The organism is uncultured Sphingomonas sp. (genome assembly GCF_964250165.1).
In the GTDB taxonomy this organism is placed as follows: domain Bacteria; phylum Pseudomonadota; class Alphaproteobacteria; order Sphingomonadales; family Sphingomonadaceae; genus Sphingomonas.
In genome coordinates, this window is the sequence record NZ_CAXUEK010000010.1 from 16,686 (window position 1) to 30,643 (window position 13,958).

Consider the following 13,958-nt stretch of genomic DNA (forward strand, 5'->3'; position numbering starts at 1 on the left):
GCCGCGGCGTAGCGGCGCGACGAGGCCTGCGCAACCGGCGCGCCTCCGGACGGTTGTGGCCGTGAAAATCCAGGGAGTTGGGTCATGGCGGAAGGCAATCGGCGGCAGGTTTTGGCGGGGGCGGCGGCGCTGGGGGCGGCGGGACTGGCGAGCGCGGCGGCGGCCGGGCAACGGCCCGCCGACGCCCGCACCGCCGGCCCGATCGCCCCCGGTCGGGATACCAAGCTCGCCGGCAAGGTCGCTTTCGTCACCGGCGCGGCGCGCGGGATTGGTCGTGCGATCGCGGTGGAGCTGGCGGCGAACGGCGCCGACGTCGCGATCTTCGACATCGCCGGCCCGGTCAGCCCCGCCTCGAACGCGAAGCCCGCCACCCCCGCCGATCTCGCCGAGACGCAGCGGCAGATCGAGGCGACCGGCCGCCGCTGCCTTTCCATCAAGGGCGACATCCGCAAGATCGCGCAACTCCGCGCCGCGCACGACCGGGTGCTGAAGGAGCTCGGGCGCATCGACATCGTCGTCGCCGACGCCGCCATCCAGCGCTGGAAGGAGCTGCTGGAGATGGAGGATGCCGACTGGTACGACACGATCGACAACAATGTGAACGGCACCGCCAACACCGTCCGCGCGTTCGCGCCGACGCTGTGCGGGCAGAAGAGCGGCCGGTTCATCCTGCTCTCGTCGATGCAGGGCAAGCACGGCACCGGCGGCGCTTCGTCCTACTCCGCTTCCAAGCACGCCATCGTCGGCTTGATGAAGTCCGCCGCCGAGGAGTTCGGCAAATACGGCGTGACGGTGAACTGCATCCTGCCCGGCCTCGTCGACACCGCGCTGACCCGCTACCCCGCGCGCTGGAGCCACCTCCTGGGCGAGACGCAGGACAATCCGCCCAAGAACCCGAGCGAGGCGGAGACCTGGAACAATCGTGCGCCGCGCGTGCCGCTGAAGGTCGCGTGGCTGCAGCCGGAGGACATTTCGCCGATGGCCGTGTTCCTGGCCTCCGACGCCAGCGCGATGTGCTCGGGCGCCAATTTCGAGGTGACGGGCGGCGACAGCGCGCAGGACGTCTAGGCGTTCACCAGCGCGTCGATCGCCGCCTGCAGGATGTGGGCGGCGGCGTGGCTGTCGATCCGCTCGGCGCGCTTGGCGCGGCTCATGTCCTGCGCGATCAGGGCGCGCTCCGCGGCGACGGTGGACCAGCGCTCGTCCCACAGCAGCACCGGGCCCAGGTCCGCGACCTCGCGCGCGAAGGCGCGGGCGGATTGCGAGCGCGGGCTCGCCGAGCCGTCGAGGTTCAGCGGCAGGCCGATCACCAGGCCCGCGACGTGCTGACGCGCGACGAGGGCGGCAAGATGCTGCCGGTCGCGCGTGAACTTGGTCCGGCGGATCAGCTCGGCCGGCGAGGCGAAATGCCATCCCGCGTCGCACAGCGCCGTGCCGATCGTCCTGGTGCCGAGGTCGAGTCCCAGCAGCCGACCGCCCTCCGGCAGCGCGGCGCGGTAATCGGCCGCGGAAAGCGTGATCATCTCTCGATCCTCCCCGGCACGGGGAGGGGAACGGCGGCGCGAAACGGCGTGGTGGAGGGGGGCCCGATCTGGCCGATCCCCTCGTGACCGGACCCTCTCCACCACCGGCCTCCGGCCGGCGATCCCCTTCCCCGGGCCGGGGAGGAGCTAGCGCGTATCATACGCCGCCAGCCGCCGCGCGGCATCGGCGCGGATGTTCGCCCAGAACAGGCTGTAGTCGTAAACGTGGTAGTTGTTGCCCGGCAGCACATACTGGCCAAGGTCGGGCGGCGCGCCGATCAGCAGGAAGCCGCGCGCATCGCACCGCGCCGGCACCCTGCCGGGCGCGATCTCGGCCGTGCTCAGGTCCGCCGACGGAAACAGCGTGCCGAGGTTCGCGGAGGCCGGTGCGCCCCCGCCCGCCGTGCCGGTGAGCGGGTTGGTGCACAGGATCGGCGTACCCATCCTGCTCGCGCCGGTGAAGCCGGTCGTCGCATCGAAGGTGTCGACGATCAGCGATGGGTCCGCCGGCTCGGCGAAGCTCTCCCAGGAAAGGACGCACCCGGCCTGGTCGGGTCGCGTGCAGGCGGGCAGCCCGAGCCGCGGCAGGTCGGCCGGGATGGAGATCGGCCAGCCGACGACATAGGCGGCGACCACGCGGCCGAGCAGCGGCGTGCCGGCGATGCGCTCGCGCAGCAGCCGCTCCAGGTGCAGCGCGCCTTGGCTGTGCCCGGCGAGGATGATCGGCCGGTCCGGGCCGATCGCCTTCAGGAACGTCTCGAACGCGATCACGACGTCGCCATAGGCGACGTCCAACGCGCGCCCGCCGTCGGCGCGGTTGGTCAGGAATGCGCCGAAGCTCGCCTGGCGGTAGCGCGGCGCCCAGACCTCGCCGACGTCGTTGAACACGCTCGCCTGCCCGCGCAGGAACACGCCGGCGCGCCAGTTGGTCGTCGCATCGTCGAGCGGCGCGTTCCAGTGCTGGCCGCCGATATAGCTGGTGGGGTGGATGAAGAAGACCGCCGCGCGCGGCTTCGCGCCGGGCTTGTAGCCGGCCGGCGCCCAGCGGCTCGGATCGTTCGCCACGCCAGGCCGCGCCAGCCACATCTTGGGATCGTCGTAGGCGGAACGCGCGAGCCCCGGCTGCGCCTGAAACGCCTCCTTCGGCACCAGCCAGTACCGTACCAGATCGTTGCCCCAGATCCGGTAGACGAAGGCGGCCGCGATCACGAGGACGATCAGGACGGCGATAGCGTAGAGGAACTTGCGGGCCACGCCCGGGCCCCTACACGGCGCAGCGCCGGGGCAAAAGCGTTGCACCGCGCCGACCCGCTCTGCTAGCCGCTCGGACATGTCCGTCAACACCGACACCGTGAACAAGGTCGCGCGGCTCGCCCGCATCGCGCTCGCGCCCGGCGACGCCGAGCGGCTGGCGCCCGAGCTGTCCAACATCCTGGGCTGGATCGAGCAGCTGGGCGAGGTGGATACCGCCGGGGTGGAGCCGATGACCGCCGTCATCGCCAACCAGCTGCGGCTGCGCGACGATGTGGTGAACGCCGACCCGCTGACCGGCGGCGGCATCCGCGACGAGCTGATGGCCAACGCCCCCCAGGCCGAGCACGGCTTCTTCACCGTGCCCAAGGTGATCGAGTGATGACCGCAGGTCGGTATGCCATCATCCCCGCACCGGCGGGCATCCAGGAGCGGACAGCGTGACCGATCCGACCGATCTGGGCGTGGCCGCGATCCGCGACGGGGTGCGGGCGGGCGAGTTCTCCGCGCGCGAGATCGCCGACGCGTTCATCGTGAAGGTAAGCCGCGCCAAGGCCCTGAACGCGTTCCTGGTGGAAACGCCCGAGCACGCGCTCGCCGCCGCCCGCGCCGCCGACGCCGCCCGCGCTGCGGGCGAGCCGCTGAAGCCGCTGGCCGGCGTGCCGATCGGCATGAAGGACCTGTTCTGCACGCAGGGCGTCCCGACCACCGCGGCGAGCCACATCCTGGAGGGCTTCACCCCGCCCTATGAATCGACGGTGTCGCAGAAGCTGTGGGATGCCGGCGCCGGCATGCTGGGCAAGCTGAACATGGACCAGTTCGCGATGGGCTCGTCCAACGAGACCAGCGCGTTCGGCAACGTCGTCTCGCCGTGGCAGCGCAACGACGGCAGCAACGCCCCGCTCGCGCCCGGCGGCTCGTCGGGCGGCTCGTCGGCGGCGGTGGCGGCGCGGCTGTGCCCCGGCGCGACGGGGACGGACACCGGCGGCTCGATCCGCCAGCCTGCCGCCTTCACCGGCATCAGCGGCATCAAGCCGACCTACGGCCGCTGCTCGCGCTGGGGCGTGATCGCCTTCGCCTCGTCGCTCGACCAGCCGGGGCCGATGGCGCGCGACGTGCGCGACTGTGCGATCCTGCTGGAGGCGATGGCGGGATTCGACGCCAAGGACGCGACCTCGCTCCAGCTGGAGGTGCCGCGCTGGGAACGGGGCTTGTCGGGCAATCTCAACGGTGTGCGCGTCGGTATTCCCAGGGAGTATCGGGTCGACGGCATGCCTGCCGAGATCGAGGCCCTGTGGCAACAGGGTATTGACTGGGTCCGTGACGCGGGCGCTGAAGTGGTCGAGGTCTCACTCCCGCACACCCGCTACGCATTGCCCGCCTATTACATCATCGCGCCCGCCGAGGCTTCATCCAACCTCGCGCGCTATGACGGCGTGCGCTACGGCCTGCGCGACCTGCCCGACGGCGCGGGGCTGCAGGACATGTATGCCGCCACCCGCGCCGACGGCTTCGGCGCGGAGGTGAAGCGGCGCATCCTGATCGGCACCTATGTGCTGTCGGCGGGCTTCTACGACGCCTATTACACCCAGGCGCAGAAGGTGCGGGCGCTGATCGCGCGCGATTTCGAGCAGGCGTGGGACGAGTGCGACGTGCTCCTCACACCGACCGCGCCGTCCGCGGCCTTCGCGCTCGGCGAGAAATCGGCCGATCCGATCGCGATGTATCTCAACGACGTATTCACGGTGCCGTCGTCCCTTGCCGGCCTGCCGGCGATGAGCGTGCCCGGCGGCCTCGACGCGGCGGGCCTGCCGCTGGGCCTGCAGATCATCGGCAGGCCGCTCGACGAACAGGCGGTGCTGAACGCCGGACTGGCGATCGAGGAGCGAGCCGGGTTCACGGCACGGCCGGAGGCGTGGTGGTAGACGTTGGTTTCGGCAAGTGTTACCACCGGTAACACCCTGGAGGGCTATATGAACGCGCCGGTTCGCTGGACCACGACCAACATGACGAGCAAGGGCCAAGTGCTTATTCCCAAGGACGTGCGCGACGCGCTCGGGCTCGTGCCTGGCAGACCCGTGCAGGTCGGGGTCGAAGAGGGCGGCTCGGCCGTATTGGTACGCAGCGGCGAACCCGCAAAAGAAACGTCGGAGGAGCGCAGCGCTCGCATCATGGCGGCGTTTGCGCGCGCGTCTTTGCGGCATCGCACTGGTCGGTCGACAGAGGAGATCATGCGTGAGCTACGTGGCGACGAACTGCTCCCGTGATCTTCCTCGATACAAACGTGCTCGTTGATCTGCTCGAGCCGCAAGATAATCCTGAGGCTCTCTGGTCCAAGAAGGCCGTCGCTGATCAGGCAGGCGTTGACCGCCTGGCAACCAACCTGATCGTGCTGGCGGAACTCGCAGGCGAGCTGGCCTAGCCCGATGAAGTGGAGGAAGCACTGGTAGCCGCCGACGTAAGCCTGGTGGAGATGGACGTCGCGGCCGCTTTGCGCGCCGCCGCCGCGTTTCGGGAATATCGGCGTCGTGGGGGTTCCCGGCGTACGATTCTGCCCGATTTCTTGATCGCCGGTCACGCGGTCGCGCTCGGCGCAACCTTTGTCACGCGGGATCGTCGCCTCGGCTCCTATTTTCCCGATCTGACCCTCATCACGCCCGAGACGCAGCCATGACCGAGACCAGCTATCGCATCGACGGCGCCACTGGCGCGTGGGAGGTGGTGATCGGGCTGGAGGTCCACGCCCAGGTCACATCCCAGGCCAAGCTGTTTTCCGGCGCGGCGACGGCGTTCGGGGCGGAGCCGAATACGCAGGTGTCGCTGGTCGACGCCGCGATGCCCGGCATGCTGCCCGTGCCCAACCGCGAGTGCATCCGCCAGGCGGTGCGCACCGGCATGGCGATCGACGCGCAGATCAATCGGTGGTCGCGGTTCGACCGCAAGAACTACTTCTATGCCGACCTGCCGCAGGGCTATCAGATCAGCCAGCTCTACCATCCGCTGGTCGGCGAGGGGCATGTGGACGTCGCGCCCGACGAGAAGCAACCCGACGGGATCAAGCGCATCGGCGTCGAACGCATCCATGTCGAGCAGGATGCGGGCAAGCTGATGCACGATCAGCACCCGACCCGTTCCTATGTCGATCTCAACCGCTCAGGCGTTGCGCTGATGGAGATCGTCAGCCGGCCGGACATGCGTTCTCCTGCCGAAGCAGGAGCTTACCTCCGCAAGTTGAGATCGCTGCTGCGCTATGTCGGCAGCTGCGACGGCAACATGGAGGAGGGCTCGATGCGCGCCGACGTCAACGTCAGCGTGCGCAGGCCGGGGGGCGAGCTGGGCACGCGGACCGAGACCAAGAACGTCAATTCGGTCCGCTTCGTGATGGCGGCAATCGAACATGAGGCGCGCCGCCAGGTCGACCTGATCGAGGGCGGCGGCCGGGTGGAGCAGGAGACGCGACTGTTCGATCCGGACCGCGGCGTCACCCGCTCGATGCGTTCGAAGGAGGACGCGCACGACTATCGCTACTTCCCCGATCCCGACCTCCTGCCGCTGGAACTCGACGAGGCGTTCCTCGCCGATTGCCGCGCCAGCCTGCCCGAGCTGCCCGATGCCAAGCGGCGGCGATACGAGGCGGCGGGGGTGACGCCCTACAATGCCGGCGTGCTGACTGCCGAGGTCGAGACGGCGCGCTGGTTCGACGCGCTGCTGGCGGCGGGTGCGCCGGCGGGGCCGGCGTCGAACTGGGTCACGGGCGAGCTGTTCGGCGCGTTGAACCGGTCGGGCAAGGGGATCGAGGAATCGCCGGTAAGCCCTGCGCAAGCCGCGGAATTGCTGGCGCTCGTCGTGGACGGCACGCTCTCCGGCAGCCTGGCCAAGCAGGTGTTCGAGCTGATGCTGGAAACGGGGGAGGGCGCCGTCGCGCTGGTCGAGGCGCGCGGCCTGAAGCAGACCAGCGACACCGGCGCGATCGAGGCGGTGATCGCCGACGTGCTGGCCAAGAACCCCGGCCAGCTGGAGCAATACCGCGCCGGCAAGCAGGCGCTGTTCGGCTTCTTCGTCGGCCAGACGATGAAGGCGATGGGGGGGAAGGCCAATCCGGCGGTGGTGAACGAGCTGCTGCGGACCGCGCTGGGGTGAGGCGCGCAGCGACCGGCGCTGGTCTTCTCGCCATTCTGGCGGCGGCGCAGCCCACATCCGCTCAGCTATATCAGATCACCCCCGTCAGCTTCGACCTGAGCGCGGGCGACACGATTGGCGCTAAACGCTCGGGTAGCTTGTGCCTGCCGGCCGGGGCGGTCGCATGGCGTGAGGCCAAGCCGGACACGGTCGACGCGCGGGAGGCGGTGACGCAGGCGGCGCGGAGCGCCGGCCTGAGCGTCGGCGCCGTGGACAATCCGTTCGAGGAGGGGGTGACCGGCTTCGACCGGGCGATCCGGGTGCGCGTGCGCGGGTTGCACGTCACCGCTTGCGTGCCGCCGGGCGGGATGGGTCGGCTGATGAACCGTTCGCACGTGATCAAGGGCGATGGCGTGATCGCGATCGAATGGCGCGTCTATGTGCGTGGAACGGACGATCCCACCATTACGCGCCGCACCTGCACGGCTTTCGCTTACCGCGGCGATCCGGGCGCACTGACGGACATGACGCTGCTGGCGCTGCGGTCAGCCACGGCAAAGTTCGCCGTCAGCCTTGCGGCGGGAGGGAGCGGCCCGCCGGTGATCGAGGATGACGCCTGTGCCCGCTTGCGGGAGAAGGATGGAATGTCGTCGCAGCTGTCGAAGGATTGAGCATCGACAGAGGAACGGCTGCGGGCCAGGCCCGTGCCGTCGGTCGGTCAGGCCCTGCCGAGCAGCTGGCCGGCTCCGCCTTACTGCGCGTCGACGTCCTGATTCTTGACCTCGCCGCCGGTGCCGGCGTTGCCGCTATAATCGCCCGTGGCGGTCATCGGCTCCGGTTCGGTGCCGCCTTCGCCGCGGGTGACCGCGTCGCTGCGCGCCTTCACCGCCTGCTCGATGTCGCTGCGGGCGTCGTCCTCCTGCGTGGCGGGCGGGCTGTCGGGGGTCTGGTCCATGCGGTCCTCGGGAATGGAGTCGGGGTGCGGGTCGCCCATGATTCAGATCTCCGCCGGCTGGGCGGTGCCGGGATCGCCGGCGGGTATGCCCGGTGAGGGCTGGTCGACATCGGGACTTGGCGGGCTGATTTCCGGCAGCGGACTGGTCGTCGGCGCCGGGTTGGGATCGATGGCCGGGCTTTCGGGCTGGGGCTGCGTCGCCATGGGAAGCTCTCCTTTGCGCCCCCTCAACGCGCCGCCCACGCGCGCGGTTGCCTCGCCCGCCCGCTCTCGCCTATAGGCGCGCGTTCACGGCGGGTCCGTTCTCTCGCGGGCGTGGCGGAATTGGTAGACGCAGCAGGTTTAGGTCCTGCCATCGCAAGATGTGGGGGTTCGAGTCCCTTCGCCCGCACCAGTCCCGCCGCGGCGGCGGGAACGTCCGGTATCAATCACAGGATCACACCACGCCCATGCAGACGGTAGAAACGGTGAACGAGGGGCTGAAGCGGGCCTACCAGCTGACCATTCCCGCGCGCGAGATCGAGGCGCGGGTCGAGGGCGAGCTGAAGCGGTTCGCACCACAGGTGCGCATGCCCGGCTTCCGCCCCGGCAAGGTTCCGGCGAACCTGGTGCGCAAGATGCACGGCCCCGCGCTGATGCAGGATGCGCTGAACAGCTCGATCCAGCAGGGCGTGCAGTCGCTCATCACCGACAACCAGCTGCGCCCGGCCACCCAGCCGGCGGTCGAGCTGGGCGAAGGCTATGAGCCGGGCCAGGACGCGGCGGTGACGGTGACGCTGGAGGTGCTGCCGCAGGTCCCCGCGCCCGCGATCGACGCGCTGAAGCTGGAGCGGCTGACCATCCCCGTCGACGAGGCGGCGGTGGACGCGCAGCTCAGGAAGTTCGCCGACGCGCAGAAGAGCTGGGACGATGCGGGCGACAAGGCCGCGGCCCAGGGCGACCTCGTCACCATGGATTTCGCCGGCAAGGCCGGTGGCGTCGCCTTCGAGGGCGGCACGGGCACCGACATGGCGGTCGAGATCGGCTCGGGCCGCCTGATCCCCGGTTTCGAGGATCAACTCGTCGGCGTGCGCGCGGGCGAGGCGAAGCAGATCGCGGTCACCTTTCCGACCGACTATCCGGCCAAGGAGCTGGCGGGCAAGGACGCGACGTTCGATCTGACGATCAAGTCGGTGCAGACCGCCGGCGAGAGCCGCATCGACGAGCAGCTGGCGAAGAACCTTGGGCTGGAGAGCCTCGACCAGCTGCGCAACCTCGTCCGCGGCCAGGTGGAGCAGGAGGGCAGCGGCCTCACCCGCACCTACATGAAGCGCAAGCTGCTCGACCAGCTCGCCGCCGGGCACGATTTCGAGGTGCCGCCGTCGATGGTGGAGGCCGAGTTCAACCAGATCTGGGCGCAGCTGGAGCATGAAGCGACCCATGAGGCCGATCCCGACGCCGCCCGCGCCGAGATGGAGACCGAGCGCGAGGATTACCGCCGCATCGCCGAGCGCCGCGTCCGCCTGGGCCTGCTGCTGTCCGAGATCGGTCAGGCGAACGGCATCGAGGTGACGAGCCAGGAGATGAACCGGCTGATCGCCCAGGCGTCGCAGCAATACGGCCCCGAGGAACGGCAGCGTTTCGTCCAATATATCCAGCAGGAGCCGATGGCCGCGGCCCAGCTGCGCGCCCCGCTCTACGAGGACAAGGTCGTCGACTTCCTGTTCGGCAAGGCCGAGATCACGGACCGCGAAGCGACGCGCGAGGAGCTGGAGGCGGCGATCGAGAGCGAGGACGGCTTCTCGACCGGCACGCACGTGCACGACCACGATCACGATCACGATCACGATCACGCGCCCAAGCCCGAGCGTTCGGCCGAGGCAGCGGCGACGGCGGATACCGAAGCGGCTTCGGACGAGGTGACCCCGGAAGCGGCTGCCAAGTCCGCGCGCGGCAAGAAGGGCGCCGCCGCGACCGAGGGCGACGTGGAGCAGCCGGCGGCCGATGTCGCCCCGCCCAAGCCGAAGCGCGCGACCAAGCCGATTGCCAAGGGCGCCAACGCCAGCGTTCAGACCACGCCGGCCGACGAGACCCCGGTCGAACCGGGCTCGAGCGAATCGGAGCCGAGGCCGCGCAGTCGCAAGGGCGCGCCGGTCACTGCCGAGACGCAGGTGCTGGAAAGCTCTCCCGTCGCAGCTGAGGCGGCAGCAGGAGCCGAGGCGGTCGGTGCGCCGGTGAAGAAGCCGCGGCCCAAGAAGGCCTAGGCTGACGTGGGGCGGTGACCCAGGCCGAAGCTGCCGTCCCGCGCTGCCGCTCCGCGTTATACTCCCGGTGATCGCCGTCCCAGGCGCACTGCCGTCTGCGCCGGCCCGCGCCGCGTCAGCGCGATGGTGAGGGCCCCGAACGCGAGCACCCAGATGGCACGCGCCTGGTAGCGATCGTGGGGCGTGGACAAGGCGCCGCATATCGCCACGTCCAACAGCCAGCCCGCGATCAGGACGACCCCGTATTGGCTGACGGTCGCCAGTCTGGTGTCCTTCACCAGCCAGATGATGCTGATCAGGCCCGCCAAGCTCCAGAACGGGATCAACAGCTCCGTCCATCCTGTCGGCATCGTTCCGCGCGCGAAGCGGCTGCTGAGCAGGCCGGCCTTTTCTGCGGCAGGTAACTTCGCGGCACCCTCCTGAGCATCTTGTCGGTCGTCATTGTTGAATTCAGGTAGGCGCCATGAGGCGAACTGGCGCAGGATCGCGGCCCCGGAGCTCTGCACGACCACCAGCGGCCGATCGATGACCACCGCGCCAACGAAGGCCGCTTGCTCGCCGGCCAAGGCGCGCTGCTCGCGCGTGGCTACCGCGCCGAACACGCCGGTGGCCCGATCCTTGCTCCACAGGAACGAGTCGCTCGGCAGGGGCAGGCGATCGCGGTAGCGGCAGAGATGGAATTGTGCGTGTCCGCAATGTGACGCCAGGAAATCGAGACCCGGCCCGTCTTCCACCAGTCGCGCCGTGATGAACGGCGGTCGGATGGGGGAGGCGCCGGTGGTGCTGGTCACGACCGCGGCGAACGCGACCTCGCCCAGCAAACCGACCATCGCCGACGCCGCAACCGCCATGGCGCCGGGTCGCCAGCGCCGCAGCCCGAACAGGCTGAGAACGAATGCCGCAACAGCAAGTCCGAGCAGCATCAAGGCGTGGCTGCTGTGCGCGAGGGCGGCAAACGCGGCGATCGCAATCCAGAACGCGCGCCCGATCTTGGTCTCCCGGCCCCAGCCGACGATCAGGGCGGTCGCGGCGACGATGAGGGCGCCGGTCAGGAAGTCAGGCATCACCATGCTCACGAACCAGGACAGCGGCGTCAAGGCCAGACCTGCTGTCGAGATCGCCGCGGCGGCGGCGAAGCGGCGCTCCTCCCGAGGATCGACGAAATGGCGGATGAAGCCGATGATGACCGCTCCCGCGAGCAACGCCTGCAACGCGATCGTCAGCCAGAAGGAGCCGGTGAGCGCGCCGGTATAGGCGATCGCTCCGTAGAACACGGATCGACCGAGCAGCACGGGCTTCGGCTGACCTGCCGCTGATGCCGGGCCGGGAGGAGATCGCGTCGGTGCCCCCGTCGCCGCATCGCTCGGGCGCCGTGCGATCGACAGGACGTCGGCATTGCTCCAGCTGGTTCGGTGGTCGGTCAGCCGAACTACCGCCGCGTCAACGCCGCGGACGTAGGCACCGGTGTCGGGAAAGAAGAAGGGATAACCGTTGACGATCGCCGGCCACAGCAGCACCAGCCCGAGCAGCGCCAGCGTGAATTGCCTTGGCCGAAGCGGCGCGATCGCACTCTGCCCCACGTTTACCCCCGCCAAAGGCTTGGTTGAGTATAGCCGCTGAGCCAAAGGCACGATAGCACCCTCGATCGCGCCGTCCCTGTCCGAACCATCGGCTCGGCATGTTCCGGCCAGCTAATCCTAAACAGTGGAGGAAAGATCAATGGCGGCGGCCCGTCTTGGTGAAGCAGCGAATCTCCTGGACGGCTTGTCGATCGCCGTGCTGCTGCCCTGCTACAACGAGGAAGCCGCGATCGGGCAGACCGTAGCCGGGTTCCGCGCCGCGCTGCCGAACGCGTCGATCTATGTCTACGACAACAACTCGCGCGACGCGACCGCCGCGCGCGCGCGGGACGCAGGGGCGATCGTGCGGGCCGAGCGCGTGCAGGGCAAGGGCGCGGTGGTGCGGCGCATGTTCGCGGACGTCGACGCCGATATCTACGTGATGGCCGACGGCGACGCGACCTATGACGCCGCCTCCGCGCCGGCCCTCGTCGCGCGCCTCCTCGACGAGCGGCTCGACATGGTGGTCGGCGCGCGGGTGACGGAGGCGGACGCTGCCTACCGGCGGGGGCACCGGTTCGGCAACGCCCTGCTCACCGGCATGTTGGCGCGATTGTTCGGGCGCAGCTTCACCGACATCCTGAGCGGCTACCGCGTCTTCTCGCGCCGCTTCGTGAAGAGCTATCCGGCGCTCTCCACCGGGTTCGAGATCGAGACCGACATCTCGGTCCATGCGCTGGAGTTGCGCATGCCGGTGGCGGAGGTGGAGACCCCCTATTTCGAACGGCCCGAGGGCTCGGCGTCCAAGCTCTCCACCTATCGCGACGGCTGGCGCATCATGCGCACGATCATGACGCTCTACCGGATCGAGCGGCCGCTCTTGTTCTTCGGGGCGATCGGGGCGGCGCTGGCGCTTCTCGCGGTCGCGCTCGGCATCCCGCTCGCCATCACCTATGCCCGCACCGGCCTGGTGCCGCGGCTGCCGACCGCCGTGCTCGCGACCGGCCTGGGGATCGTCGCGGTGCTGTGCGGGTTCGCCGGCCTGATCCTCGACACGGTGGTGCGCGGCCGGCGCGAACTCCGGCGGCTACTGTATCTTCACCATCCCGCGTCAGGACGGGATGGGACATGACCGACACGATGGTGATGATGAAGGAGCCGCAATCCGAGCGCGTGTCGGCGCGGCGCAACGCGGACCGGCCCGCGCCCGCCGAGCTCGTGGTCGTCGTCCCCACCTTCAACGAGATTGCCAATGTCGAGCGGCTGGCCGACGCTTTGGATGGGGTGCTTGCGGGGATCGCCTGGGAGCTGATCTTCGTCGACGACAATTCGCCCGACGGCACGGCGGAGCGCGTGCGCGAGGTCGCGCGGCGCGATCCTCGCATCCGCATCGTCCACCGCTACGGTCGTCGCGGCCTGTCGAGCGCGTGCGTGGAAGGGATCATGGCGTCCGCCGCGCCTTACGCTGTGGTGATGGACGCCGACTTCCAGCATGACGAGACGATCATCCCCGCGATGCTGCGCCTGCTGCGCGGTGGTACGGCCGATCTCGTGGTCGGCAGTCGCTATGCCGACGGCGGCAGCCTGGGTGACTGGTCGAAGGGCCGCGCCGCCGCCAGCCGCACCGCGACCTGGATGGCGAACCGGCTGACCGGCACGCCGATCAGCGATCCGATGAGCGGCTTCTTCGCCGTCCGGCGCGATGCCTTCATGCGATCGCTGCCGCGGCTTTCCGCGATCGGCTTCAAGATCCTCCTCGACATCGCCGCCAGCGCGCCCGCCCCGCTCAACGTGGCGGAACTGCCCTATGTCTTTCGCAACCGCCAGCATGGCGAGAGCAAGCTCGATACGCTGGTGCTGTGGGAATATCTGGAGCTGCTGCTCGACAAGCTGGCCGGGCGCTGGGTGCCGGCGCGGTTCATCAGTTTCATGCTGGTCGGCGGCTTCGGCGTGCTGGTGCATTTCAGCGTGCTCCTGCTGGCGTTCAAGGGGCTCGGGATCGGTTTCGCGGAGGCGCAGGGCGCCGCGACGGTGGTCGCGATCTCGAACAACTTCTTCCTCAACAACCTGCTGACCTATCGCGACCGCCGGCTGCGGGGCATGCGGCTGTTCTGGGGCTGGGTCAGCTTCAACCTGGTCTGCGCGACCGGCGCCGCGGCGAATATCGGTATCGCCGACTGGCTGTTCGAGCGGCCGGTGAACTGGATCGTCTCCGCCTCGGCGGGTGCCCTGATCAGCGTGGTGTGGAATTACGCGATGTCCAGCCTGTTTACCTGGCGCAAGAGCTAGGCGCCGGCGGGCGCGGCGC

14 protein-coding genes, 1 tRNA gene and 1 pseudogene are annotated in these 13,958 nt (G+C 69.4%); 11 read left to right on the forward strand and 5 right to left on the reverse strand.

The annotated features are described in order from the left end of the window. Positions 1-84 precede the first annotated feature (84 nt). The gene (locus ACFE64_RS03550; RefSeq protein ID WP_375391075.1) at positions 85-1,068 is read left to right on the forward strand and encodes an SDR family NAD(P)-dependent oxidoreductase; all 984 of its coding nucleotides are present in this window, start codon (positions 85-87) and stop codon (positions 1,066-1,068) included. On the opposite strand, the gene ruvX is transcribed toward ACFE64_RS03550, so the two are convergent. After that, entirely contained in the window at positions 1,065-1,523 is a 459-nt protein-coding gene (gene ruvX, locus ACFE64_RS03555) for a Holliday junction resolvase RuvX (protein WP_375391076.1), read from the reverse strand. The two genes, ACFE64_RS03550 and ruvX, sit on opposite strands and share 4 nt — an antisense overlap. A gap of 147 nt (positions 1,524-1,670) precedes the next feature. After that, positions 1,671-2,777 carry a DUF3089 domain-containing protein gene (locus ACFE64_RS03560; protein ID WP_375391077.1) on the reverse strand — a complete coding sequence of 369 codons (1,107 nt, stop codon included), beginning with the start codon at positions 2,775-2,777 and terminating at the stop codon, positions 1,671-1,673. A gap of 76 nt (positions 2,778-2,853) precedes the next feature. Between ACFE64_RS03560 and gatC the strand changes: the two genes are divergently transcribed. From gatC to ACFE64_RS03590, 6 genes and pseudogenes are all read left to right on the forward strand, one after another. Continuing rightward, positions 2,854-3,156: an Asp-tRNA(Asn)/Glu-tRNA(Gln) amidotransferase subunit GatC gene (gatC, locus tag ACFE64_RS03565; RefSeq protein ID WP_375391078.1), complete on the forward strand. Its 303-nt coding sequence runs from the start codon at positions 2,854-2,856 to the stop codon at positions 3,154-3,156. Positions 3,157-3,214: 58 nt separating this feature from the next. Beyond that, the gene (gatA, locus tag ACFE64_RS03570) at positions 3,215-4,699 is read left to right on the forward strand and encodes an Asp-tRNA(Asn)/Glu-tRNA(Gln) amidotransferase subunit GatA (protein WP_375391079.1); all 1,485 of its coding nucleotides are present in this window, start codon (positions 3,215-3,217) and stop codon (positions 4,697-4,699) included. Between the two features lie 48 nt (positions 4,700-4,747). Beyond that, positions 4,748-5,041 carry an AbrB/MazE/SpoVT family DNA-binding domain-containing protein gene (locus tag ACFE64_RS03575; protein WP_375391080.1) on the forward strand — a complete coding sequence of 98 codons (294 nt, stop codon included), beginning with the start codon at positions 4,748-4,750 and terminating at the stop codon, positions 5,039-5,041. Next, positions 5,038-5,448, forward strand: a pseudogene (locus ACFE64_RS03580) (type II toxin-antitoxin system VapC family toxin). The gene ACFE64_RS03575 and the pseudogene ACFE64_RS03580 overlap by 4 nt, the downstream one beginning before the upstream one ends. Beyond that, positions 5,445-6,914, forward strand: a complete 1,470-nt coding sequence (gene gatB, locus ACFE64_RS03585) for an Asp-tRNA(Asn)/Glu-tRNA(Gln) amidotransferase subunit GatB (protein ID WP_375391081.1) — start codon at positions 5,445-5,447, stop codon at positions 6,912-6,914. Before ACFE64_RS03580 ends, gatB begins: the two are co-directional and overlap by 4 nt. Continuing rightward, positions 6,911-7,564, forward strand: coding sequence for a hypothetical protein (locus tag ACFE64_RS03590; protein ID WP_375391082.1), 654 nt, complete (start codon positions 6,911-6,913; stop codon positions 7,562-7,564). The genes gatB and ACFE64_RS03590 overlap by 4 nt, the downstream gene beginning before the upstream one ends. An 80-nt stretch (positions 7,565-7,644) precedes the next feature. Here ACFE64_RS03590 and ACFE64_RS03595 read toward each other — a convergent pair whose 3' ends face one another. Together ACFE64_RS03595 and ACFE64_RS03600 are read right to left on the reverse strand one after the other, a co-directional pair. Further along, a complete protein-coding gene (locus tag ACFE64_RS03595) occupies positions 7,645-7,887 on the reverse strand; it encodes a hypothetical protein (RefSeq protein ID WP_375391083.1) in 243 nt (80 codons plus the stop codon). Between the two features lie 3 nt (positions 7,888-7,890). Next, the gene (locus ACFE64_RS03600) at positions 7,891-8,052 is read right to left on the reverse strand and encodes a hypothetical protein (protein ID WP_375391084.1); all 162 of its coding nucleotides are present in this window, start codon (positions 8,050-8,052) and stop codon (positions 7,891-7,893) included. A gap of 105 nt (positions 8,053-8,157) precedes the next feature. Between ACFE64_RS03600 and ACFE64_RS03605 the strand changes: the two genes are divergently transcribed. Both ACFE64_RS03605 and tig read left to right on the forward strand, forming a co-directional pair. After that, a tRNA-Leu gene (locus ACFE64_RS03605) sits at positions 8,158-8,242 on the forward strand. A gap of 55 nt (positions 8,243-8,297) precedes the next feature. Then, on the forward strand, positions 8,298-10,091 hold the full coding sequence (tig, locus tag ACFE64_RS03610) for a trigger factor (RefSeq protein WP_375391085.1): 1,794 nt from the start codon (positions 8,298-8,300) through the stop codon (positions 10,089-10,091). 56 nt (positions 10,092-10,147) lie between these two features. Here the strand turns inward: tig and ACFE64_RS03615 are convergent, their stop codons facing one another. Then, the gene (locus ACFE64_RS03615; protein ID WP_375391086.1) at positions 10,148-11,722 is read right to left on the reverse strand and encodes a hypothetical protein; all 1,575 of its coding nucleotides are present in this window, start codon (positions 11,720-11,722) and stop codon (positions 10,148-10,150) included. Between the two features lie 88 nt (positions 11,723-11,810). Here ACFE64_RS03615 and ACFE64_RS03620 point away from each other — a divergent pair, with 88 nt between their 5' ends. Both ACFE64_RS03620 and ACFE64_RS03625 read left to right on the forward strand, forming a co-directional pair. Further along, positions 11,811-12,782 carry a glycosyltransferase family 2 protein gene (locus ACFE64_RS03620; protein WP_375391087.1) on the forward strand — a complete coding sequence of 324 codons (972 nt, stop codon included), beginning with the start codon at positions 11,811-11,813 and terminating at the stop codon, positions 12,780-12,782. Then, the gene (locus tag ACFE64_RS03625; RefSeq protein WP_375391088.1) at positions 12,779-13,939 is read left to right on the forward strand and encodes a glycosyltransferase family 2 protein; all 1,161 of its coding nucleotides are present in this window, start codon (positions 12,779-12,781) and stop codon (positions 13,937-13,939) included. Before ACFE64_RS03620 ends, ACFE64_RS03625 begins: the two co-directional genes overlap by 4 nt. Positions 13,940-13,958: the final 19 nt, after the last annotated feature.